Annotated in this window: 17 protein-coding genes; 11 read left to right on the top strand and 6 right to left on the bottom strand. The window is 73.1% G+C overall.

What is annotated here, in order from left to right; translation table 11 throughout:
* Positions 1-208: 208 nt before the first annotated feature.
* Positions 209-1,594, bottom strand: a complete 1,386-nt coding sequence (locus MNZ29_RS08840; protein ID WP_242335220.1) for a sigma-54-dependent Fis family transcriptional regulator — start codon at positions 1,592-1,594, stop codon at positions 209-211.
* 468 nt (positions 1,595-2,062) lie between these two features.
* On the opposite strand from MNZ29_RS08840, the gene MNZ29_RS08835 reads away from it, so the two are divergent.
* Positions 2,063-3,178, top strand: coding sequence for an enolase C-terminal domain-like protein (locus MNZ29_RS08835; RefSeq protein WP_242354935.1), 1,116 nt, complete (start codon positions 2,063-2,065; stop codon positions 3,176-3,178).
* A gap of 167 nt (positions 3,179-3,345) precedes the next feature.
* Positions 3,346-3,660, top strand: coding sequence for a TIGR04563 family protein (locus tag MNZ29_RS08830; RefSeq protein ID WP_242335214.1), 315 nt, complete (start codon positions 3,346-3,348; stop codon positions 3,658-3,660).
* Positions 3,661-3,774: 114 nt separating this feature from the next.
* Here MNZ29_RS08830 and pgaD read toward each other — a convergent pair whose 3' ends face one another.
* The 3 genes from pgaD to pgaB are packed head-to-tail and all read right to left on the bottom strand — an operon-like array spanning position 3,775 to position 7,521.
* Positions 3,775-4,260, bottom strand: coding sequence for a poly-beta-1,6-N-acetyl-D-glucosamine biosynthesis protein PgaD (pgaD, locus tag MNZ29_RS08825; protein ID WP_242335211.1), 486 nt, complete (start codon positions 4,258-4,260; stop codon positions 3,775-3,777).
* 15 nt (positions 4,261-4,275) lie between these two features.
* Positions 4,276-5,538, bottom strand: a complete 1,263-nt coding sequence (gene pgaC, locus MNZ29_RS08820) for a poly-beta-1,6-N-acetyl-D-glucosamine synthase (RefSeq protein WP_242335208.1) — start codon at positions 5,536-5,538, stop codon at positions 4,276-4,278.
* A 12-nt stretch (positions 5,539-5,550) separates the two neighbouring features.
* Entirely contained in the window at positions 5,551-7,521 is a 1,971-nt protein-coding gene (gene pgaB / locus MNZ29_RS08815; protein ID WP_242335205.1) for a poly-beta-1,6-N-acetyl-D-glucosamine N-deacetylase PgaB, read from the bottom strand.
* 393 nt (positions 7,522-7,914) lie between these two features.
* Here pgaB and MNZ29_RS08810 point away from each other — a divergent pair, with 393 nt between their 5' ends.
* Complete coding sequence (locus MNZ29_RS08810; RefSeq protein ID WP_242335202.1) at positions 7,915-8,805, top strand: transposase; 891 nt, start codon at positions 7,915-7,917, stop codon at positions 8,803-8,805.
* 338 nt (positions 8,806-9,143) lie between these two features.
* A complete protein-coding gene (locus MNZ29_RS08805; protein WP_242354933.1) occupies positions 9,144-10,289 on the top strand; it encodes a glycosyltransferase in 1,146 nt (381 codons plus the stop codon).
* Here the strand turns inward: MNZ29_RS08805 and MNZ29_RS08800 are convergent.
* On the bottom strand, positions 10,250-12,565 hold the full coding sequence (locus MNZ29_RS08800; protein WP_242354931.1) for an RND family transporter: 2,316 nt from the start codon (positions 12,563-12,565) through the stop codon (positions 10,250-10,252). The two genes, MNZ29_RS08805 and MNZ29_RS08800, sit on opposite strands and share 40 nt — an antisense overlap.
* A gap of 139 nt (positions 12,566-12,704) precedes the next feature.
* On the opposite strand from MNZ29_RS08800, the gene MNZ29_RS08795 reads away from it, so the two are divergent.
* From MNZ29_RS08795 to MNZ29_RS08770, 6 genes are all read left to right on the top strand, one after another.
* Entirely contained in the window at positions 12,705-13,568 is an 864-nt protein-coding gene (locus MNZ29_RS08795) for a phosphate/phosphite/phosphonate ABC transporter substrate-binding protein (RefSeq protein WP_242354929.1), read from the top strand.
* On the top strand, positions 13,565-14,236 hold the full coding sequence (locus MNZ29_RS08790; RefSeq protein WP_242354927.1) for a hypothetical protein: 672 nt from the start codon (positions 13,565-13,567) through the stop codon (positions 14,234-14,236). Before MNZ29_RS08795 ends, MNZ29_RS08790 begins: the two co-directional genes overlap by 4 nt.
* Positions 14,233-15,249, top strand: a complete 1,017-nt coding sequence (locus MNZ29_RS08785; RefSeq protein WP_242354925.1) for a hypothetical protein — start codon at positions 14,233-14,235, stop codon at positions 15,247-15,249. Before MNZ29_RS08790 ends, MNZ29_RS08785 begins: the two co-directional genes overlap by 4 nt.
* A 126-nt stretch (positions 15,250-15,375) precedes the next feature.
* A complete protein-coding gene (locus tag MNZ29_RS08780) occupies positions 15,376-16,035 on the top strand; it encodes a hypothetical protein (RefSeq protein ID WP_242335184.1) in 660 nt (219 codons plus the stop codon).
* 79 nt (positions 16,036-16,114) lie between these two features.
* The gene (locus MNZ29_RS08775; RefSeq protein WP_242354923.1) at positions 16,115-16,468 is read left to right on the top strand and encodes a DUF2277 domain-containing protein; all 354 of its coding nucleotides are present in this window, start codon (positions 16,115-16,117) and stop codon (positions 16,466-16,468) included.
* Positions 16,469-16,478: 10 nt separating this feature from the next.
* Positions 16,479-17,714, top strand: a complete 1,236-nt coding sequence (locus tag MNZ29_RS08770; protein WP_242354921.1) for a DNA glycosylase AlkZ-like family protein — start codon at positions 16,479-16,481, stop codon at positions 17,712-17,714.
* 90 nt (positions 17,715-17,804) lie between these two features.
* On the opposite strand, the gene MNZ29_RS08765 is transcribed toward MNZ29_RS08770, so the two are convergent.
* On the bottom strand, positions 17,805-19,679 hold the full coding sequence (locus tag MNZ29_RS08765) for a hypothetical protein (RefSeq protein WP_242335175.1): 1,875 nt from the start codon (positions 19,677-19,679) through the stop codon (positions 17,805-17,807).
* Between the two features lie 233 nt (positions 19,680-19,912).
* Here MNZ29_RS08765 and MNZ29_RS08760 point away from each other — a divergent pair.
* A partial coding sequence (locus tag MNZ29_RS08760; RefSeq protein ID WP_242354919.1) for a vitamin K epoxide reductase family protein occupies positions 19,913-21,353 on the top strand: 1,441 nt, incomplete at its 3' end.

The following is a 21,353-nucleotide window of genomic DNA, read 5'->3' as shown; positions in this document are numbered from 1 at the left end:
TGGCGAACGCGCACACGTCCCCCCTCGATGCGGAGTCGAGCGCGGTGAGCGCCCGGCTCCGCCCGTGCCGCATCGCGGTCGCGTCGCCCTGCCCCGTCACATGAGCAAGGGGTGCGCCACCCCGACGCATGGCGTTCTTTCGAGCGATCAGAGGCCGCGGGCCCGTGGATCCCAGGCATGTCGCGACATTCCGTCGCGACGCGCCGTTCTAGGACGCGCGCGTGACGCGGCGCTCGCGCATCCACCGCCACAGCGTGGAGCGGGAGACGGAGAGCGCCCGCGAGGTGTCGGCGATGTGCCAGCGGTTCTCCTGGAGCGCCGCGAGCAGCTCCTCGCGCGCGGGAGGATCCCGCCGCCTCGACGAACCGCGCACCCCTTCCCGCTCGACGGTCGCGTCGTGCGCGCTCCGGGCAGGCTCCGCGACGGCGAGCACCTCCGATGGGAGGTCCTCCGGCTGGATCGTCTGCCCCGTCGCGACCGTCGCCGCATACTCGAGCGCGTTCTCCAGCTCCCGGACGTTGCCCGGCCAGCGATATCCCTCGAGCTGGCGCAGCGCCTCGGGAGACAGCCTCAGCTCTCGACCGGTGCGCGCCGCGGAGCGCGCGAGCAGGTGACGCGCGAGCGGCGCCACGTCCTCCCGGCGCTGGCGCAGCGAGGGGATCTCGATCGGGAAGACGCGCAGCCGGTAGAGCAGGTCTTCACGGAAGCGACGCGCCTCGACCTCGCGCCGCAGGTCGCGGTGCGTCGCCGCGATGATCCGGACGTTCACGGTGATCGTGCGGCTGTCGCCGACGCGCTCGAACGACCTCTCCTGGATCACGCGCAGCAGCTTCGCCTGCACGTGCAGGGGCAGATCGCCGACCTCGTCGAGGAACAGCGTGCCGCCGTCCGCCAGCTCGAAGCGCCCGGTCCGGTCCCTCAGCGCTCCCGTGAACGCGCCGCGCACGTGCCCGAACAGCTCCGACTCGAGGAGCGCGTCGGGCAGCGCCGCGCAGTTGACCGCCACGAACGGCCGCTCGCGCCGGCGCGAGCGCGCGTGGATCTCCTGGGCGACGACGCCCTTGCCCACGCCGCTCTCCCCGCCGATGAGCACGGACACGTCGGAGTGGTCGAGGCTCTCCACGAGGCGTTGAACCCGCTCCATCGCGGGCGACCCCACGACGAGGCTCGTGGAGCGCGCCGGGCCGCAGGGCTCGCCGACCTCGGGATCCGCCGGGCGGAGGACGATGAGGTACACGGCCTCGCGATCGCACGCGCCGCCCAGGTTGCGCAGCGGCGCCACGGTGACCGACGTCGGCCGGCGCCCACCCGCGCCATCGGGGAGCCACGCGCGCCAGCCCTCGCGGCGCTCGCTCGCCGCGAGCGCCGCGCGGAACGGCCCGTCCACGCCGAAGAGCTCGCACCCGAGCAGCTCGACGATGGGGCGGCCGCGGTAGTGCTCGGCCGCGCCCGCTCCGAGCAGATCGTCCAGCAGCGGGGAGATGTGCCGCATCCGGTACTCGACGTCGAGTGCGAGGCATACGCGCCCGAGGGAGGCGAACGCGGCGGTCACGGCCTGGAATGCCGCCTCGTGAGGGTGCGCGGGGGGTCCCATGCTTCGGGGACATTACGCCCACACGCCCCAAACGCGCACCACCGCAAGCCACGCGGCAAGACGCCGCACATGAGAGCGGCGCGAACGCAGCGTTCGACAGAAGGTCACCGGATCGCGCGGGGTTCGCCGCACATTTGGGGCTCCCGGAGCCACGGGATGTCTTGCGTCACGAGGCCGCAGTAACCTGAGGATGTACGACAGCCGCCTGCGACCGACTGCGTGCGCGACGTTCCCCCTGGTGAGGCAGATCAAGCGGTCCGGCGGCTCCCCTCCGCCGGGCCGCATCTCTTACGCCCTCCCCGGCGGATGCCTCGCGACTCCACGTGCACCGGCGGATCCTCCACGCCGACCACCGACCGCGACGTGCCCAGCTCGAGCGTGCGTTCGGGTGACCCCAAGCGACCCGGCACGCGCGTTTGATCGTGCCCCAGCGCCTGCTCATGCACGCGCGTTGGAGGAGCGTCGCTCATGCCCGCGCCGAGCGTCCCCGAGCTGCCGCCGCTGACGATCAGAGGGGTGACCACCTTCGCGGTCGAGGTTCCGATGACGTATCCCCTCGGCACCAGCGCGGCGACCGTGACCCGCGCCCCGCTGCTGCTCGTCGAGCTCGAGACCGACGAGGGGATCACCGGGCGCACGTACCTGTTCTGCTATCGCCGGAGCGTGCCGCGGGCGATCGACGCGGTGCTGCGCGACGCCGTGTCGGTCGTCGAGGGAGATCCTGCGGCGCCGCTCGAGATCGCCTCCAAGCTCGCCCGGCGGTTCGCGCTCGTGGGCGTGGCGAGCGTGGTCCGCATGGCCCTGTCGGCGCTCGACGCCGCGATCTGGGATGCGCTCGCCGTCGCCGCGGGCGCGCCGCTCGCAACGCTGCTCGGGGCGAGGCCGAGGCCCATCCCCGCCTACAACTCGAGCGGGCTGGGCCTCATGTCGCCGGACGCTGCTGCGGACGAGGCCGAGAAGCTCCTCGCGGGCGGATTCCGGAGCGTGAAGCTGCGGCTCGGCCATCCGACCCTCGAGGAGGACCTCGCCGTCACGCGCGCGGTCCGCGGGCGGCTCCCCGACGAGATCGCGTTGCCGGTCGATTACAACCAGGCCCTCTCCGTCTCGGAGGCCATCCGCCGCGGACGCGCGCTCGAGTCGGAGGGCATCGCCTGGCTGGAGGAGCCGACCCGTCACGACGACTATGCCGGCAACGCGGCGATCGCGAGGGCGCTCTCCGTGCCCGTACAGCTCGGAGAGAACTTCAACGGTCCCGAGTCGATGATCGAGGCGCTCGGCGCCGGTGCCTGCGACCACGTGATGCCGGACGCGGCTCGCATCGGCGGCGTGACGGGCTGGATCCAGGCGGCGGGGATCGCCGCGGCGCACCGGATCGAGATGTCGTCCCACCTGCTGCCGGAGCTCAGCGCGCACCTGCTGGCGGCGACGCCGACGTGCCACTACCTGGAGTACGTCGACTGGGCCGACGCGATCCTCGAGGAGCCGTTGCAGATCGCGGACGGCCTCGCCCGCATCCCCGAACGTCCAGGCATCGGGCTCCGCTTTCGGCCCGAGGCGGTCGAGGCCCTGTCACTGGGGCGCTGAGCTCGCCCGCGCGACGTTCGCTCGTGGCCTGCACCGCGAGGCGCAGGGCGCTCGACTCCCCCGATCGGACGGGGCAGCCACGATTACGATCAAGCAAGCACGCCGCGGAGTTGCCGAACGTGTCGACACGCGTACGATGCGAACAGCACCGCGGAGGGAATGCAGGGATGGCCGGAACCGAAAAACAGAAACAGTCGCTGTACTTCCCCGACGAGACGCTGCGCGAGATCATGAAAGAGGCGGTCCGCCTCGATCGCTCGCTCTCCTGGACCGTGCAGCAGGCGTGGCGCGTCGCGCGCGAGCAGGTCCGGAACTTCCCGTCGGCGGATCGTCGTCGGGACGCCGCGCCCGAGCTGGTCGTCTCGCCCATGCGCGAGCCGCAGGCCTCCGGTCAGGGCAACGTCGATCTCGATCGGCGTCGCCCGTCCGCCCAGGTCCGCGAGTTCCTCCGGGGCAAGTTCGACCGCGAGCTGACGGGCTGACCCGGGAGCTCGGCGCGCACCGGCGCGCTCGCAGGAATCCCGACCCTCACGCCGCGTACGCGGCCGTGGGCCGGCGCGCGCCAGGGACACTCCTGCAGGAGGTTCGGCCGCGGATCAGGCCGCCCGCTCGACCTGGAGCGGCTCGGGATCGTGGCGCCGGAAGGCCTCGGCGGGCTGGCGCCGCTCCACGCGGATGATGCGGCCGCCCTCGTCGTGGTGCACCACGCACACGGCGGTGCCGCGGCCGGCCAGGATCTCGTCCTCGGACAGCTCGAAGTGGCGGGCGTAGTCGCTCACGGAGCGCACGTTGGGCGTGCGCACCTTCAGCGCCGGCAGCCGGTTCCACAGGAGCAGCGTCCCCGAGGTCCCGACGAGCGCGATGGCGTACCGCGGGACATCGGCGGTCGCGCCCACGGACGCCAGCTTCATCAGCGTGAGCTGGGAGAGGACGTTGATGTCCGCCACCCAGGAGAAGGAGCGCATCACCGGGTACCACAGCTTCAGCCAGGCTCCCCACATGAGCACGGTGGACGCATCGGAGCAGAGCCGCTGATGCCAGCGCAGGCGGTCCCGCGCATTGATGATGAGTGAACCGCTCATTTGTTCAATCCGACATCAGCGAATGCCACGGTCCGGGCTGATCCAGCGAGCCCGCTTGCCCTGGCTGCGAAAGAGGACCTTCGGGTAAGCGACGACGATCGAAGCGGTGTTGATGATCCAGAACGCGAAGGGATACCAGATCATCCAGAACAGGTTACGCCCGAGCCCGCGGTCGTAGCGGCTGTCCAGCCACTTGCTGAACGCGAACTGCAACAGGCAGGTAGTGCCCAGGATGACGCCGCTTCCCTGCGGGCTCAGGGGCGAACGTATCACCGGCAGCGCGCCCCCGGGAAGCACGATCCCCTCGAGCCACAGCACCGTCAAGAGCAGCATCGAGTAGCACCAGAACACACTGACGCACATCTCCACCAGCAGCGGCCACAGGAAGCTCTGGCTCGGGTGACGCAGGACGTCGAGGTTCTTCAGCAGCACCTGGGCGCCGCCCATGGCCCAGCGCAGCCGCTGCTTCCACAGGCCCTTCAGCGTCTCGGGCATGAGGATCCAGGTCAGGGCGTTCGGCTCGAAGCGAACGTCCCAGCCCGCGCGCTGGAGCTTCCAGGTGATGTCGATGTCCTCCGTGAGCATGTCGGCGCTCCAGTAGCCGACCTGGTGCACGGCCGACTTGCGGAAGGCCGTGATGACCCCGCTCACCGTGAAGATCCGGCCGAAGCTGCGCTGCGCGCGCTTGATGATGCCGACCATCGAGGAGAACTCTCCGACCTGCAGCCGCCCGAGCAGCGTCGAGCGGTTGCGGATGCGGGGGTTCCCGGTCACCGCGCCGACCCAGTCGCTCTCGACGAAGTGGCGGACGAACCAGTGCGCGGCCTGCTTGTCCAGCAGCGCGTCGCCGTCGATGCAGATCAGGATCTCGTGCTTCGCGAGCAGGCTCCCCGTCTGCAGGGCGATGGCCTTGCCCTGGTTCTGCGCGAGGTGCACCACGCGCAGGCGCGGGTGCCGCGCCGCCATGCGCTCCAGCACCTCGGCCGTGTCGTCCTTGCTGCCGTCGTTGATGGCGATGACCTCGAACTCGGGGTAGTCGAGCGCGAGCGCGTGGCTCAGCGTCTCCTCCGCGTTCTCGCCCTCGTTGTAGCAGGGGACGAGGATGCTCACCGGCGGAGCGCCCGGGGTCGAGGGGGGCCGTTCCCGCGCCGTGTCGGCCCGCTCGAAGCGCCAGTAGAACAGCGCCGCCCCGGTCATCCACAGGAACGACATCAAGAGCGGGTAATAGAAGACGAAGGCGAGGAGCCCGTGCCACAGCGTCTCGGGGTGAGCCGTCACCGGGCCCTCCTCTCAGCGCGTCGCGGGGGCATTCGGCTTGCCGTCCAGCACCGTCTTCATCACGCCGGTGGCTGGCGAATTGCTGAAGAGGCCGTCGGGGTAGTAGCCGACGTGCTGCACTCCCATGCCGTACAGGCTGCGGATCTGGTCGGCGAGCTCCTTGCTGTCGATCGGACGGTTGTCCTCGCGCCAGTCCACGGACTGGAGCTCGAAGACGACCTTCTTCATCGCCCCCGGGCGGTCGTTCACCGCGTTCACGAGGTCGTGGAAGAACGTCCCCGGGTCTGCCGCCCGCTCCATGAGCGGCATGGCCATGATGGCCGTGAAGTCGTAGCGCGCGAGCGAGTTGTCGAGCGACTGCGAGTACCAGACCTCGGCCTTCGGGTTCAGCACCACCCGCGCGTAGAGGTTCCTCGCGACCTTCAGCGTGGGCTGCTGCTCCCGCACGACGTCGGCGAGCTCCATCGCGAAGTCGTCGAGCGCGTTGACCTTGAGGATGGTCCAGCGGCCGATGAGGTCGTCGCTCTTGCGAATCTCCGGCACCGACGCGGGCAGCCCCCACGCCTGGTACGTCTTGAGGCCGAAGGGGCTCGCGTCCTCGTAGTCGGACAGCGTGATGTCGTCGTGGAAGAGCAGGCCCTCGAAGGGCGCCGCGCGCGCGAGGTCCTCGTAGATCTCCCGGATCGCCTGCCGCGCGCGCGCCGAGAACGGCGAGAGCCGGAGGTACCCCATGTCGACGCGCCCGGTCTTCTCCCCGGGCAGCGTCACGACCCTGTCGCGGGCGGCCGGGTTGCTCGCCGGGAGCTCCCAGGAGAGCGCCGGCATCCACGCATACAGCCGCCTCACCTGCGTGCGGGTGCGGATCTGCCAGGCCACGCGGTTGAACAGATCCGCCCGCATGGGCATGTTGCGGCTCGGGAAGTAGACGGCGTCCGCCGAGCCGTTCCCATCGGGATCGGAGAAGGCCTGCAGGTAGACCGCGTTCACGCCCATCCGGGCGATGCGGTCGATCAGGCGGTCGAGGTTCCGCTCCTGCTGCGCGGGATCCGCGTCGTACACGTAGTCCAGATCCACGTGCATGATCTTCTGCGGGCGGTCGTTGTCGGAGAGGTTCTGGTTGCGGATGGTGATCTCGCGCTCCAGATCCCACAGCTTCATCCCCCCCTCGACCAGGATGCGGCGCAGCGCCCAGAGCGGCGTGTCGTGCATGTTGGCGCCGTCGTCCAGCGTGAGGCCGATGCGCATGCCGAGCCGCTCCGCGACCTCCCGCGTCGTCTTGTTGTACCGGCCGTAGGGCCACGCGATCACGCGGGGCGCCTTGCCGGTGTTGCGGCGGATGAGCGCGTCGTTGCGCTCGAGATCCGCCTGCACGCGCTTGCGGTAGGAGGTCTCGTCCTCGTAACGCTTCGCCTCCGGCAGGTAGCGTCGGGTCGTGGTCGCCGGCTGCATGTTGCCCTGCGGGTTGCCGAGGATGCCGCGGTGCAGGTCGAAGCTGTGGCTGCCGATCTCGACGAGCCCGCTCTGGGACAGCTCCCGCAGCTCGCGCCAGGAGAGCAGCTGCTCGCGGGGGAGCCGCTTCCCGTCGAAGTCCACCGTGCCCTTCTCCTCGAGCCAGCTCCCCACGACGTTGATGACGGCGGGGATGTGGAACATCTTGAGGACGGGCCAGGCGTGGTCGTAGACGGACTGATAGCCGTCGTCGAAGGTGATGAGCACCGCCTTGTCCGGGAGCGGCTTCTTGCCTTCGCGGCCGGCCAGCACGTCGGCCACGCTCACGAAGTGGTACCCGTGGTTCCGCAGCCAATCCATCTGCCTCACGAAGTCCGTGGGCGTGACGGCGTACTGCGGCACCAGCGCCTGGCCGGGCTCGGCGACCTCGTGGTAGCTGAGCACGGTGAGCTCTTCCTCCGTGTCGGCCACGGCGCGGGCGGCCGGCAGGAGGAGGAGCAGCGCCCAGAGCACGGGCAAGAGTCGCGTCGTCATCGGCGTCCAGACATTCGGGGCAGAAGTAACAGAGGCTGCGAACGTGAGCGGGCGCCGCCACGCACAACCTGGCGCTCGAGCACACTGGACGAGCGGCGCGGCATGATCTTCAACTGGACGGGGTGGCGTCAAGCCGCAGGCCGGCCATCTCGGCGTACTGCCTAAAGGTTCCGGCCAGACGGCGCTCGCGTCCCACATCGGAGCACCTGCCGGACCGAGAGAACTGAACCGCGGTCCTGAGGGCCGAACCAGCACGCCCACCTGCCGGACCGAGAGAACTGAACCGCGGTCCTGAGGGCCGAACCGCGAACCTCGCCTCGTTCGACCGTGTACGTAAAGGAGCTTCGGGCCTCGGCTCCCGTGGCGGCACGCCTCCTGCCTTCGCGTCCCCACGTGACCGCTCCACGCCAGATCTTGCCAGGAGTCACCTACCTCGTGACTCGTCGTTGCTCGGAACGGCGCTTCTTCCTGCGGCCATCCGACGTCACGAACGCGATCTTCCTCTACGTCCTCGCAGCCGCCGCGCGCATCCACCGCGTCGAGGTCCACGCCTTCTGCGTGCTTTCGAACCACTACCACCTCCTCGTCACCGACCCCGAAGCGCGGCTCCCCGCCTTCATGCAGTATCTCGACTCACTCGTCGCCCGCGCCGTCAACGCGTCGCTCGGGAGATGGGAGGGCTTCTGGTCCTCCGAGAACTCGTACAGCGCAGTCACCCCCGTCGCGCCGAGCGACGTCGTGCGCAAGGCCGCCTACGTCCTCGCGAATCCCGTCACCGCGGGGCTCGTTCCCACCGGTCGCGAGTGGCCGGGGCTCTGGACCGCTCCCGAGCAGCTCGGATCGGCGAAGCTCATCGCTCCCCGCCCGAAGGTCTTCTTCAGCCCCAGCGGCGGCATGCCAGCATCGGCCGAGCTGCGCCTCACCACTCCCCCAGGCTTCGCGTCGGCCGAGGAGTTCCAGGCCCTCGTCGCGGTGGCGCTGCGAGAGCTCGAGGACGCGCGACAGTGCGAAGGTGCACGCGGCTTTCTCGGGCGCAAGCGCGTCCGTGCGCAGTCGCCGTTCGCGCGCCCTGCTCCCGGCGAGCCCAGGCGCGAGCTCAATCCGCGGGTAGCTGCACGCGACAGGTGGAAGCGCATCGAGGCGCTCGCGCGCCTCGGCGATTTCCTGCGCGCCTATCGCAGCGCGTGGCGAGCGCGACGAGCGGGCGACGCGACCATCATCTTCCCTGCGGGGACGTATCAGCTTCGGATCGAGCACGCAGTCCGGTGCGCAGCGCCTGCCTGACCCGGCCAGGCACCCGCTCCAGGCAGATTGTTCTCGTGCGCCGGCCCGCCGGCGCTGCTCGAGCACGACCTCGCTCGCGCTGAGGTCGACCGGCGGCTCCGCGTGACGCACGTCCATTCACTGTACGTACGATACGCGCGACCCGGCGGACACCTCTTCAGGTGGCGTTCTCCCGCGAGTCTGCGCGATCGAAGCTCGACTACTCTCGGTCGGCCGCTCCTTTCCCCTTTCCCCCTTACTCTCGGTCGGCCCGGTCACCAATTCTCGACTCTCGACTCTCGTTCGGCCCCGGTCGGGGCGCCTCGCAGCGGTCGGGACTCGCGATTACTCTCGGTCGGATGCAGCCCTACCGCCGCCTTCGCATCGCCTTCGTGGCGGACACCTTCGATTCCGCCATCGCGGGCGGCGTCCGCTCGGCGTTGCGGTTCGTGGAGGCGCTCCGCGAGCGGCACGACGTGACCGTCGTCGCGGCGGGCGCCCAGGGCGACGGCACGCTGGCGCTCCCCGCCTTCTACCTGCCGCTCGTCGGCCGGTTGATGCGGGAGAACGGCTTCGTCTTCGCGGTCCCCCGCCGCCGGACGCTCGAGGCGCTGTTCCGGCGCGTGGACGTGGTCCACGTGCAGTTCCCCTTCTGGCTCGGGCTCCGCGCCGCGGGGATCGCGAACGCAGTCGGCGCTCCGCTCGTCTCCGCCTTCCACGTGCAGCCCGAGAACCTCCTCTACAACGTCGGCCTGCGCTCCGCGCGGCTCGTCGACTGGACGTACCGGCTCTTCCTCTCCCGGCTCTTCGACCGCTCGGCGGCGGTGGTGTGCCCGAGCCCCTTCGCGCTCGAGGAGCTGCGCGTCCACGGGCTCCGCGCGCCCGCCGAGGTGATCTCGAACGGCATCCCGCCCGGCTTCGGGCCCACGCCCATGGAGCGCCACGAGCGCCACCGCGGGAAGCTCCTCGTCGTCGCCTCGGGCCGGCTCGCGCGGGAGAAGCGGCTCGACGTCACCGTCGAGGGCGTGCGGCGCTCTCGTCACGCGGACCGCATCCAGCTCGTCGTCACCGGCCGGGGCCCGGAGGAGGAGGCGCTCCGGCGCCGGGCGGCGACGCTGCCCGTCCCAGCCGAGGTCGGGTTCGTGAGCGAGGACGAGCTCCGCCGGCTCCTCGTCACCGCCGACCTGCTCGTCCACGCGTCGGAGGTGGAGCTCGAGGGGATGGCGGTCCTCGAGGCGCTCGCGTGCGGGACGCCTGCCCTCGTCGCGCGAGCCCCGCACAGCGCCGCCCGCCAGTTCGCCGTCTCGGAGGAGTTCCTGTTCGAGCCGGGCGACCCGTCCGACCTCGCGCGCCGGCTCGACCTGCTCCTCGACGCGCCGGAGCGCCTGCGCGAGGCGCGCGCGCGGTGCCTCGCGCTCGCCGCAGGCTTCCGGTTCGAGGACTCGGTGCGCCGGCTGGAGGCGCTCTACCTGCGCGTGGCGCGCGGGAGCGCCGTGGCGGGCTGAGCGGACCCGGTCCGAGGGCGCTCGCGCCGCGCGAGCCAGAGCGCGGCGGGGAGCGCGCTGAAGTCCGCGAGCATCGCGAGCAGGAACGCCGCCGCGGTCACCACCCCGAACTGCCGGATGGGCGGGAAGCTCGAGAACGAGAGGCCCAGGAAGCCGGCCGCGTTGATGAGCGTCGCGAACGCGATGGGCCGCCCCGACACCCGCAGCGCGTGGCGGAGCGCGCCGTCGAGCCCACCCTCCCCTTCGCCCTCGTGCAGGTGGTGGAAGAAGTGGATCTGGTCGTTCTCCGTCGTCCCGAGCACCGTGGTCGCGATGAGGATGGTCGCCACGTTGAGCGGCGTGCCCGTGAGGCGCATCCCCAGGAACGTGACGAGGATCGCGAAGACCGAGGGGATCATCGCCATGAGCCGCGCCGCGGCGCTGCGGAACACGAACAGGAACACCACGAAGATGAGCGCGGCCGTGATCGCGAAGCTCTCCGCGAGCGTGGGCACGAGGCTCGCCCCCACCTTCGCCTGCAGCAAGGACTCGCCCACGACGCGCATCGACGCGCCCTCGAGGGCCGGCGTCCCGCCGGCCGCCCGCGTCCAGTCGGCGGCGAGCGCGGCCTCGAGCGCGCGGAAGTCGCGCTCCTCCGTGCCGCGGAACACCACCGTGAGCTGGGCGTTCGAGAGCGAGCCGGCGTCGATGAACGCGCGGAGCTCCGGCTCCGCGAGCAGGAGCTGCTCGACGTCCCCGGCGAGCGCCGCGAACGCCTGGGGGTCCGCGGGGAGCGTATCGTCCCCGGACGCGAGGTAGCGGCGCATCCGCAGGAAGGTGGTGGGGCCGACGACGGACGTGACGTCCCGCTCGCGCTCGGCCGCCGAGGCGAAGCGGTCGAGGGCGTGCAGCACCTCGGGATCGGTCACCGCGCCGCGGGTGCGCACCCAGACCCGCGCGACGTTCAGCCCGCCGACGTGGTCGCGGTAGTAGACGATGTCCCGGTGGATGGGGAGCGAGGCGTCCACGTAGTCGAGGGAGTCCACGCCCACCCGCATCGGCGCGAGCCGCCCCGGGACGCCGGTGATCGCCACGAGCCCGATCGCCGCGAGCGCGAGCGCTCCCGGCACGAGCACCCAGCGCAGCCGCCAGGTGAAGAACGGGAGGGCCCCCGCGAGCCGATCGTAGAGGCGGCTGCGGACCGGGACGGCGCGGCCGGTGGGCGTCCGGAGCGCCTTCTGCAGCGCGGGGAAGAGCGTGAACACCGTCACCCACGAGAGGGCCAGGCCGGTGGCGGTCCACAGGCCCATCTCGCGGATGGGACGGATCCTCGAGACGGCGAGCGCGGCGAAGCCCAGCACCGCCGCGAGGGTGGAGGCGGTGACGGGCAGGAACTTGTTCGCGAGGGCGAAGAGCTGGTGCGCGTCGACGTCCACGTCCTCGGGCTGATCGACGAACCGCGACTGGACGTAGACCAGGTTCGCGAGGGTGGTCACCATCACCGTGAGCGGGACGAGCGCCGAGACCACCGTGAACGTGAAGCCGAGGAGCCTCCCCGCCGCGACCGCGAGGGCCACGGCGGTCCCGAGGGCCACGACGACGGCGACGAGCGTCCGCCACGAGCGGTAGAGGAACAGCACGAGGGCGACGACGAACAGGCCGAACACCGGGAACCACCGGAGCGACGCCTCGCGCGAGGCCTGCTCGATCCACGCCTCCACCCACGGCGCGCCGACCCGGCGGACGCCCCGCACGGCCGCGTCGCGCGGCGCGCGATCGACGGCGGCGTCCACCGCGGCGAGGAGCGCGTCGCGCCGCGCCGGGTCGGCCGCGTCGAGCGCCACCGCCAGGCCCTGGAACCCGTCGCCGACGAGCCCCTGACGGCGGAAGAACGAGGTCCCCGTCGCGAACGCGCGGAACGCCGCGGCCCCGGCCGGGGTCGGAGCGAAGCCCGGGTGGGCGCGGCGGTAGACGTCGAGCGCGGAGACCGGCGTCACCCCGGGGATCGCGCGGAGCGCGTCCTCGAGCGCCAGGGTCTCCGCGAGCACCTCGGGGCGCCAGGGATCGTCCGCCTCGAGGAGGAGGAGCACGATCGGGCGCTCGGGGAAGATCGCCTCGAACTGGCGGGTCGCGACGTAGTCGGGATCCGAGGGGACGATGAGCCCGGAGATGCCCGCGTCGGAGCGGATGCCGACCGCGAGCGCCACGGCCACCGCGGCGAGGAGCGCGTACGCGGCGAGGATCGGCGCGCGCAGCGCCACGATCCGGGTGAACACGCGGAGCAGCCGTGGGCTCATCGGCTCGCCGCCACGTACAGTGAACGCCTGGTCAGCCGGAGGGCGCGGCGCATCTCGCATCCATAGCGGACCCGGACGGAACGACCGAGGATACTCTTGGGCCCCGGCTCGCCCCGGGCAGGTGCGCTAGGTTCACGGGGTGAGCCTCGGACGTCACCGGTACGTACGGGCGGCGGCGCTCGCGGCCTCGATCGCATGCGCGACCGCGGTCGCGGCGGCGGCGGCGCCGTCGAAGATCGTCTTCTGCGCGCCGGGGTCGCCTGGCACGACGCTGGAGGCGCAGGGCGCGATGGACGCCTTCGCCGCGGCCGCGGCGGCGAAGGCGGGGCTCCCGGCCGGCGCGCTCGGCGCGACCTACGAGCCGCTGGAGGACGCCGGCCTCGCCCGCCTTCGCGCACCGGACGCCGCCACCGCCGTCGTCTCCCTGCCGTTCTTCCTGAAGCACGAGAAGGCGCTCGCGCTTCGGGCAGAGCTCCAGCCGGTGCCGCAGGGGAGCGCGGGGCTCGAGCGCTGGAGCCTCGTCCTCAAGAAGGGACGCGGCGCGACGGCCGCGGCGCTCGAGGGCTACACGATCCTGTCCTCCGCCGGGTTCTCGCCCGGGTTCGTCCGCGGGCCTGCGCTCGGCGCGTGGGGCCGGCTGCCGGCGAGCGTGCGGATCGTCCAGTCGACCGCGGTGCTGTCGGCGCTGCGGCGCGCGGCGGCGGGTGAGCCGGTCGCCGTCCTCCTCGACGGCGCCCAGGCGGCGGCGCTCCCGAACCTCCCGCTCGCGTCGGAGCTGGAGGTGGTCGCGCGCTCGCCGTCGCTCCCGGTGGGGATCGTCGCGACGGTGGACCGGCGCATGCCGCCGGCGCAGTGGGCGAAGCTCCGCGCCGCGCTCCAGGCGCTCCCGTCGGACGCCGCTGGGGCCGAGGCGCTCGCCGGCATCCGGATGTCGCGCTTCGAGGCGGTGGATGCGAACGCGCTCTCCGCCGCCCGACGGGCGTATGCGGAGGCGCCGCGGTGAGGGGCGGCGCGCGCGGCACGCTCGCCCTCGCGCTGGCCGGAGCGCTCGGCGCCGCCGCCCCTGGCGCCGCTCCCGCCGCGGAGGCAGCGCCGGGCGCCGGCCGCGAGGCCGACGATCCCCTCGGCGCTCACGACGGATCCCGCCACGCGCTCGCCGCCGGGCCCCACGCGACGACCTTCTTCAGCGAGGAAGGCAGCCAGTACACCTTCCTCTCGGGGAGCGTCGGCTACCTCGGGTCGCTCGGCGTCAACGGTCCCTTCGTCCACCTGTTCGCGCTCCTCCCGCTCCAGGCGCGCCAGGACGGGCGCGTGTACGCGACCGGTGACTATTACCGCCGCCGGTCGGGAGGGGATTTCCTCGTCGGCTGGCAGTGGCGCTGGTCGGTGCGCGCCGATCTGGAGGCGGAGGCGGGCCCCGGGCTGCACGGGACGCTGGTGTACCTCCCGGGCAAGCCGGGCTATCGCGACTTCTCGGCCCTGCCGCTCGGCGTGGGCGGAGGGGCGATCCTGCGGTGGAGACGGGGCGACCACGGCTTCTCGCAGCCCATCACGGTGGGCGCCTACTGCGCGCTCGCGTACGACCTGTACGATCCGTTGCGGGCGGACGACCTGGCGCACGGATTCACTTTCAGCACGGGCTTCCTCCTCGGCCTGGGAGTCGCGCGGTGAGCGCGCGCGCGCGCCGTCGCGGTCCCGCCCCTGCGGCGGCCCTGGTCGCTCTCGCCCTCGGCGCCTGCGGCCCCTACGCGGAGGTCGCGCAGAAGCTCGACGTCACCGCGCGCGTCGCCGGGGACACCTGGATCGCCGCCGACGGGGCGGAGGTCCGCGTCCTCCTCGTGGGCACCTCCTCGAGCGACGGCTCGACCCCGTTCGCGTTCACCTCGATGCAGATGCCGATCTCGGCCGGCACCTCGGCGAGCACGCTCCAGGGGACGTGGGCGGAGACCGGGAGCGAGGGGCGCGCGACGCTGCGGGTCGAGCGGGAGTACACGCTCCCGGACGAGCGCACCACCTCGCTCCTCAGCCGGCGCGGCGCCTGGCGCACCGACGAGCGGCGCACCCTCCAGCTCACCGTCATCCGGGACGGCGGCCGGCTCGTGCTCGCCGGCGACGCCGCGCTCGCCGGGACCTACGCCGCCTTCGGCGCCGCGCTGGCGCGCCTCGGCACGGCGACGGCGCGGGACGCCGCCTGCGCGTTCCAGATCGCGAACCTCGGCATCCGCAGCTCCGAGATCCGCATCATCGGCTTCGGCGGTCCGGGGATGACGCAGTACCAGCGGGCCGAGACCTACGTCGGGACCGTCGCCGGCAACCTCCGCGTGTCCCAGAGCGGCTTCACGCACAACACGACCACGATCCTCTACTCGGCGTTCGAGGACCTCGGCGGTGCCCGCGTGGACGGCCCGCAGGTCACCGACGCCAACTCGGGCGGAGACGGGCACATGTCGGGCGTGCTCACGTTCGTCCTCCAGCCACGCTCGCCGGACGGCTCCGCCGCCACGCCCGTCACTGGCTCCATCGACTACGGCGGCGCCGGGAACCCCGCCGATGCCGTCCAGATCTCGAACGGGAGCGCCAGTGGAGGGGTGTACGTCGTCTCCATCGAGGGGGGCGGCTCCGCGCGGGTCAGCCCGGAGACGCCTCCGTCGCCCTCCGTGGCCGAATGCCTCGGCCTCCCGTGAGTGCCCGCCGGCACCGCCGGCTGCCCGTACACCTCCCGTGAGCCCTGCCGGCTGCCGCGGCAGCCCGTACATTGCAGCGGTGCGCCGGATCCCGGCGTGACGTGCTCGTGCACGAGAGGTGAATCCATGCGGAGGCTCTTCCTCGTCTCGGCGTTCTTGCTGGCGTGCGGCGGCAGCTCCAGCGACGGTGGTGGCGGCGGCGGCCTCTCGGGCACCGTCGGCGGGCGCTCCTTCACGCCCCGCGAGGTGAGGGCGATCCCGGCCGGGACCGGCACCACACCGTGCACGGTGCCGGTGCTCGGCCAGGTCGGCGTCCGGGCGCTCGCCCTCGACTTCGCGTCCTACGCCGACGCCTGCGGCGACTACGCGACGAGCCAGTGCAGGCTCCACGCGGGCGCACAGAACGTCACCCTCCTCTTCGCGAAGCTCGATCCGTCGGGCGCGGAGCCCACGCTCGCGGCGGGGACGTACACGGTCTACGGGAGCGCCACGACGGCCGTCCCGGACGGCACCGGACGGCTCACGGTCACCTTCGCCGAGTCCCTCGCGACGGGCGCGGCCCCGACCTGCGCGGGCACCCCCAGCCCGTCGGTGCAGGGCGGCACGCTCCGGCTCGACCAGATCACCGGCTCGGCCGTCACCGGACACGTCTCCCTCACCTTCGAGGACGGGAGCTCGCTCCAGGGCGACTTCTCGGCGCCCGTCTGTCCCGGGCAAGGTCCGGACATCTGCATGCTCGCGACCGCCCAGGCGCTCTGCACGGCGCCCCCGATCTGCATGCCTTAGCGCGGTCCAGTCGCCGCTCACGGAAGACGTGAACCCTCCCCGGCCCGGGATTACGAAAGGGCGAGCCTGGGAGGGACCCATGTGCCGCAACATCCGCGTCCTCTACCACTTCGAGCCGCCCACGACGGCTGAGGAGATTCGCGCCGCGGCGCTGCAGTACGTGCGCAAGGTGAGCGGACTCCGCGAGCCCTCGGCGGCAGATGCCCCGGCGTTCGAGCGGGCGGTGAGCGAGATCGCCGCGAGCACGGAGCGACTCCTCGGCTCGCTCCAGGCTCGGACGGCCGTGAGGACCCGCGAGCGCGAGCGGGAGCGGGCGATCGCCCGTGGCGCGCGGCGCGAGGACCGGCTTCGCGCGGCGCCCGCCCAGGGAGGACAGGAGGCTGCGACGCGCGGGGCCGTCGCCGGGCTGGCCGCCCGCAAGCCCAGGCGATAAGACGAGCGGCATGCCCGCCCCCGCGCTCCGGCGCGCTCGCCCGCGATCCAAGGCGACGGCGCTCACGCCGGCCGAGGCGCGTGCGTTCCTCGTCGGCCACCACGCCCTCGCCGCGCCCGAGCTGCCGCCGGGTCCGGCGGGGGTTCGCGCGCTCCTCGCCCGGCTCCGCTGCATCCAGCTCGATCCGCTCGATCCGCTGGGCACGAACGCCGACCTCGTGGCCCTCGCCCGCGTGGACGGGATCGCCAGGGGCGACGTCTACCGGCACCTCCTCCCCGGCCACGCCTTCGAGCACTTCGCGAAGGAGCGCTGCCTGCTGCCGGCGGCGTCGTTCTCCTGGTATCGGGCGGAGCTCGCCATCGAGGCGCCGTGGTGGTCGCACGCCGAGCGGCTGCGCCGCCTGCCCGCGGGCGTGGTCCAGAAGGTGCTCGACGAGGTCCGGGAGCGCGGGCCGATCGCCGCGGACGACCTCGCCGACCACGGCCGCGTCGAGCCGCTCGACTGGAGCGGCTGGCGGGGCACGCCGCGCGCCGCGAAGATGGCGCTCGAGGTGCTGCAGACGCGCTGCGAGGTCGTCGTCAGCGGGCGTGGTCCGCGCGGCAAGCTCTACGACGTGCCCGACCGCGCGCTGCCGGCTGCGGCCCGCACCCGCGTCCACCCGCCGGGGCGACCCACCGAGGAGCGGGTCGAGGCCTTCCGCCGCTGGGCGCTCCTCGAGCGCGTCGAGGCCGCCGGGCTCCTCTCGCGCGCCGGGGGCGCGACGTGGTCGATGCTGGATCCTGCCCGCCGGGCAGGGATCCACGAGGCGCTCCTCGCCGAGGGCGCCGTCGAGGAGGTCCAGGTGGTCGGCTCGACGCGCACCTACCTCGCGCCGCGCGGCTTCGCGGGGCGAAGGCACCCGAGCCCCGACGGCAGGCTCAGGCTGCTCGGTCCGCTCGACCCGCTCATCTGGGATCGCGCGCTCGTCCGCGCCGCGTTCGGCTTCGACTACAGCTGGGAGGTCTACCGGCCGGCCCACCTGCGCCGCTTCGGCTGGTACGTGTGCCCGCTCCTCCGCGGCGACGCGCTCGTCGGGCGCCTCGACGGCGCCGTCGAGAAGGGCGCGCTCCGGATCCGCGCGGTCTGGGCGGAGGCAGGCGGCGACCTCGATCGGCCCGCGCTCCTCGCCTGCCTCGAGCGGCACGCGGCGGCGTGCGGCGTGGAGCGCGTGCTCCTGCCGCGGCGCATCCGCGTGAACCGACCCTGACGAGCGGCGGCGACGGGGCGGGGGCGCAGCGCGAGCCGCTCCGCCCCCCGCGCGCATGGTCGGCTCGCGGTCCCCGAGCGGCCCTCGGCCTCAATGGAACGTGGACGCCGGCGGCTCGACGGGGTCCACGGGGTCCACGGGCGCGGCGGGCCCCGGCGGCACCTGCGCCTTCGGCCTCGGCCGCGTCAGGCTGACGAGGCGCTGCGGCACCCGCCGGATCTTGCCGCGCACCGTCCCCTCGAGCACCTCCACCTCGACGGGAGGCGTCAGCTCGTAGCGGTAGCCGCGGTGCGGGATGGGCTGCCTGAGCTTCATGCCGCGCCAGGTGAACTCGTGCACGAAGGGCTGGGCGACGAGGCCGTGGCGGACGTGGTCGCGGTGCTGCAGCAGGAAGGACGCGAGCTGCACCGCGGAGTGGTTGAACAGCCGGTGACAGCCGTGGCTCTCGCTGCCCAGGATCGACTGGTAGCTCACCGAGCCGTGGGTGCGGATGCCGTTGTCGTACCAGAGCGTGGCGCCCTCGGACTCCACCGGCCGGAGGTGCGGGAGCATCACGAGCCCGTAGGCCGACGCGTAGCCGGGCCCGAGGAGGTCCGTCTCGGGCAGCCAGCGCTTCGTGCCGTACGCCCGGTGCACGAGCGCGCGGGCCGGCGTCTGCGGCGGCGGCAGCCACGCCGGCGACGCGACGACGAACCGCCACAGCCGCTTGCCGACGTCGGAGTTCTTGTACCGGAGGCCCACCCGTCCACGCGGCCCCACCTCCTTCTTCCATCCGCCGATGGTGGTCGGCCAGCGCACGAGCGCGAGCTCCTCTCCGTCGCTGGTGCGCGCGTAGAGCGTGAGCGTGGGCCGGTGCGAGATCCGCCCGCGCCACGTCGGGAGCTCGTACCAGACGTCCCCGCGGTCGATCTCCGCCCGGAGCTCCATGTGCTCGGCGTGGTACGCGGGGACCGGCGGGAGCCGCAGGGCCACCGCGAGCTGGCGGGTGGCGCCGACGCCTCGCACGCGGAAGAACGCGGCGGCCGCGCCGGGATCGGTCCACCCCAGCGCCTGCGCAGCCGCCTCCGTCGCGGGAGACACGAGGTCCGGCGCCCCGTCCTCCAGCGCCTCGTACCGATCGGTGGCGTGGAACGCGTCCCCGTCGATGCGCCGGCCCAGGACGGTGCCGCGCGCCGCCGCCGCGCTGCCGTCCTCGATGAGGCCGGAGGCGTCGACCACGCGCGCGCGCAGGGACCGCAGGAGCGCGCGGAAGTCCAGCTCCCGGCTGTCCTCCGCGAGCGCCCGGCGGGTCTCGGGATCGAGCGTGCCGCGCGAGACGATGGCGTGCTTGCGCTGGTAGGCCTCGAGCGCCTCCTGCAGCCGCCAGCGCGGCGTCCGCTGCGCGCCGGGCAGGAGCCGCTCGCACTGGAGCCGCTCCTCGAGCGCGGCGAGCGCGCTCCTCACCGCGGCGGAGGGAGCGCCGTCCTGCGAGGACGGCCGCGGAGACGTCGCGAGCGCGTGGAGCGGCGTCGCGTCCACCGCCGCGTGACACAGGTGACGCTCCTCGTCGAGGAGCCGCGCCGAGAGCACCTGGAAGCTCGGGAAGATCCCGTAGAGCTCGAGGAACGCGTCGCGGCGCGCGCGCTCCCCGTCGGGTCCGGACGGGAACTCCTCGTTCGCCAGGGCGGCGTAGGTCGCGCGGTACGGCTGGGGCAGCTGCACCAGGTTCTCGGGATCCCGGAACACGAGCGGCACCCAGCCGTCGGACAGATCCACCACCGTGAGGCCCTCGCGCCGCGCGTCCTCCGCGCAGACGCGCCCCACCTCGCGACCCGCCTCGAGGACCGGGAGCGGGGAATCGCACGCGGGCGGCGTGTCGGCAGCCGCGAGCGGTGGGCTGGGCTCCACCGGCTGCGGCTGCGGCGGGGGCGCGCCCGGAGGAGGCGGCGGCTCGGCGAGGCAGCCGCAGAGCAGCACGAGGACCACGGGTGAACCGAGCAGGGACCTCCACGATCCCGGCGTCGAGCCGGCCACTCCACCTCGCCGAAGCACTCCGGAACTCTAGGGCCTCGGCGCGCCCGGACTCGATGTGTTCCTCGGCACACATCGCGGAGGGGCGGGCCGTGCACGCTCGGTGCCGCTCCCGCTGTGCGCCATCGGAGCAGAGCGCCGCAGCCCGGGTCCTTGACGTTCCAACGATCGCTTGCTTTGTCACCGTGATGACCACGCACGACCCGGCGTTCACGGAGCACCTGCACGGCGAGCCACCCGGGCGCGAGGAGCCGCGCGCCGGTCGCCGACCTCCGGGGCGGCGCGCCGCCTTCCCGCGCGCGGCCGTCGCCGTCGCGCTCGCGGGGGCGCTCCTCGGCGCGGTGTTCGCCGCGCTCAGCACGAGCGACTTCATGCAGCACCTCGATCGGCAGGTGCACGCCATCCACTGCTCCTTCCTGCCCGGAGCCGCGAAGGACGTCGCGGCGAGCGGCTGCAGGACCGTGATGATGAGCCCCTACAGCTCGCTCTTCCGCGAGAGCCTGTGGGGCGGGATCCCGGTGAGCCTCTGGGCGCTGGCGGTCTTCGCGTTCCTCGCCTATCGGGCCGCGCTCCTGCTGTGGCGGCGCCAGGCCTCCGCGGGCGACGCGAAGGTGCTGCTCGCGGCGGCCGCCCTGCCGGTGGCGATGTCCGTACTGTTCGGCGCGGTCTCGATCTTCTTGCTGGAGGCCGTCTGCAAGGTCTGCATCGGCATCTACGCCGCGAGCGCGCTGTGCTTCGCCGGCGCGCTCCTGGCGTACCGGGCCGTGCGCGCCGCGCCGGGCGAGGCGCGGTTCGCGGCGGCCCTGCTGGAAGGGACGGCGCTCGTCGCCGCGGTGACGCTGGCCTACGTCGCGTCCGTGCCGAGGCCGGATCCCCGCACCTCGACGCAGGGGTGCGGCGCGCTCGTCCACGCCGAGGACAACGCGGGCGTGATGATCCCGCTCACCGCCAGCGCGGGCGGGACCCCCTCGGTCGAGGTGCTCGATCCGCTGTGCGCGTCCTGCAAGGCGTTCGACGCGAGGCTCGCGGCGAGCTCGCTCGGCGAGCGCCTCGACCTGAAGGGCGTGCTGTTCCCGCTCGACTCCCGGTGCAACTGGATGGTGACGGAGGCGATCCACCCCGGCGCCTGCGCGGTCAGCGAGGCGGTCCTCTGCGCGGCCGGCGTCGGCCAGGGGCCGAAGAACGCCGCCGCCGCGGGGGCCGTGCTCCGGTGGGCCTTCGCCCGCCAGACGGAGCTCCGCGCGCTCGGCGCCCGCGACGAGGCCGGGCTGCGGGCCGAGATCGAGCGCGAGTTCCCCGCGGTCGCCGGCTGCCTCGGCGGCGCGCTCGTGAGGAGCAAGCTCACGAAGAGCCTGCGCTGGGCGGTCGCCAACGCGATCCCGGTGCTCACGCCTCAGCTGTTCGTGGGCGACGCGCGGATGTGCGACGAGGACACCGACCTCGGCCTCGAGTACACGCTCTCCCGCATGCTCTCGCCCGAGGCCGCGCAGGAGCGCGCGCGCAGGCGCGCCGCCGAGCCGCCGCGGCCTCCGCCCCCACCGCCGCGCGCGGACCTGCAGGCGAGCGCGGCCGCGGCTCCGCCGGAGGTGGAGCCCCAGCTCCGGACCCCCGCCGCTCCTCGCGCGGTGG

This window comes from Anaeromyxobacter sp. SG64 (genome assembly GCF_022690745.1).
GTDB classification, from domain to species: Bacteria; Myxococcota; Myxococcia; order Myxococcales; family Anaeromyxobacteraceae; genus Anaeromyxobacter; species Anaeromyxobacter soli.
The sequence above is the reverse complement of the archived record's forward strand: the minus strand, read 5'-3'. Positions and strand labels throughout refer to the sequence as shown.

What these genes read in the sequence shown, in the direction of transcription:
- MNZ29_RS08840 (WP_242335220.1), bottom strand. Translation starts at nt 1,594, where the DNA reads ATGGGACCCCCCGCGCACCCTCACGAGGCGGCATTCCAGGCCGTGACC.
- MNZ29_RS08835 (WP_242354935.1), top strand. Translation starts at nt 2,063, where the DNA reads ATGCCCGCGCCGAGCGTCCCCGAGCTGCCGCCGCTGACGATCAGAGGG.
- MNZ29_RS08830 (WP_242335214.1), top strand. Translation starts at nt 3,346, where the DNA reads ATGGCCGGAACCGAAAAACAGAAACAGTCGCTGTACTTCCCCGACGAG.
- pgaD (WP_242335211.1), bottom strand. Translation starts at nt 4,260, where the DNA reads ATGAGCGGTTCACTCATCATCAATGCGCGGGACCGCCTGCGCTGGCAT.
- pgaB (WP_242335205.1), bottom strand. Translation starts at nt 7,521, where the DNA reads ATGACGACGCGACTCTTGCCCGTGCTCTGGGCGCTGCTCCTCCTCCTG.
- MNZ29_RS08805 (WP_242354933.1), top strand. Translation starts at nt 9,144, where the DNA reads ATGCAGCCCTACCGCCGCCTTCGCATCGCCTTCGTGGCGGACACCTTC.
- MNZ29_RS08800 (WP_242354931.1), bottom strand. Translation starts at nt 12,565, where the DNA reads ATGAGCCCACGGCTGCTCCGCGTGTTCACCCGGATCGTGGCGCTGCGC.
- MNZ29_RS08780 (WP_242335184.1), top strand. Translation starts at nt 15,376, where the DNA reads ATGCGGAGGCTCTTCCTCGTCTCGGCGTTCTTGCTGGCGTGCGGCGGC.
- MNZ29_RS08775 (WP_242354923.1), top strand. Translation starts at nt 16,115, where the DNA reads ATGTGCCGCAACATCCGCGTCCTCTACCACTTCGAGCCGCCCACGACG.
- MNZ29_RS08770 (WP_242354921.1), top strand. Translation starts at nt 16,479, where the DNA reads ATGCCCGCCCCCGCGCTCCGGCGCGCTCGCCCGCGATCCAAGGCGACG.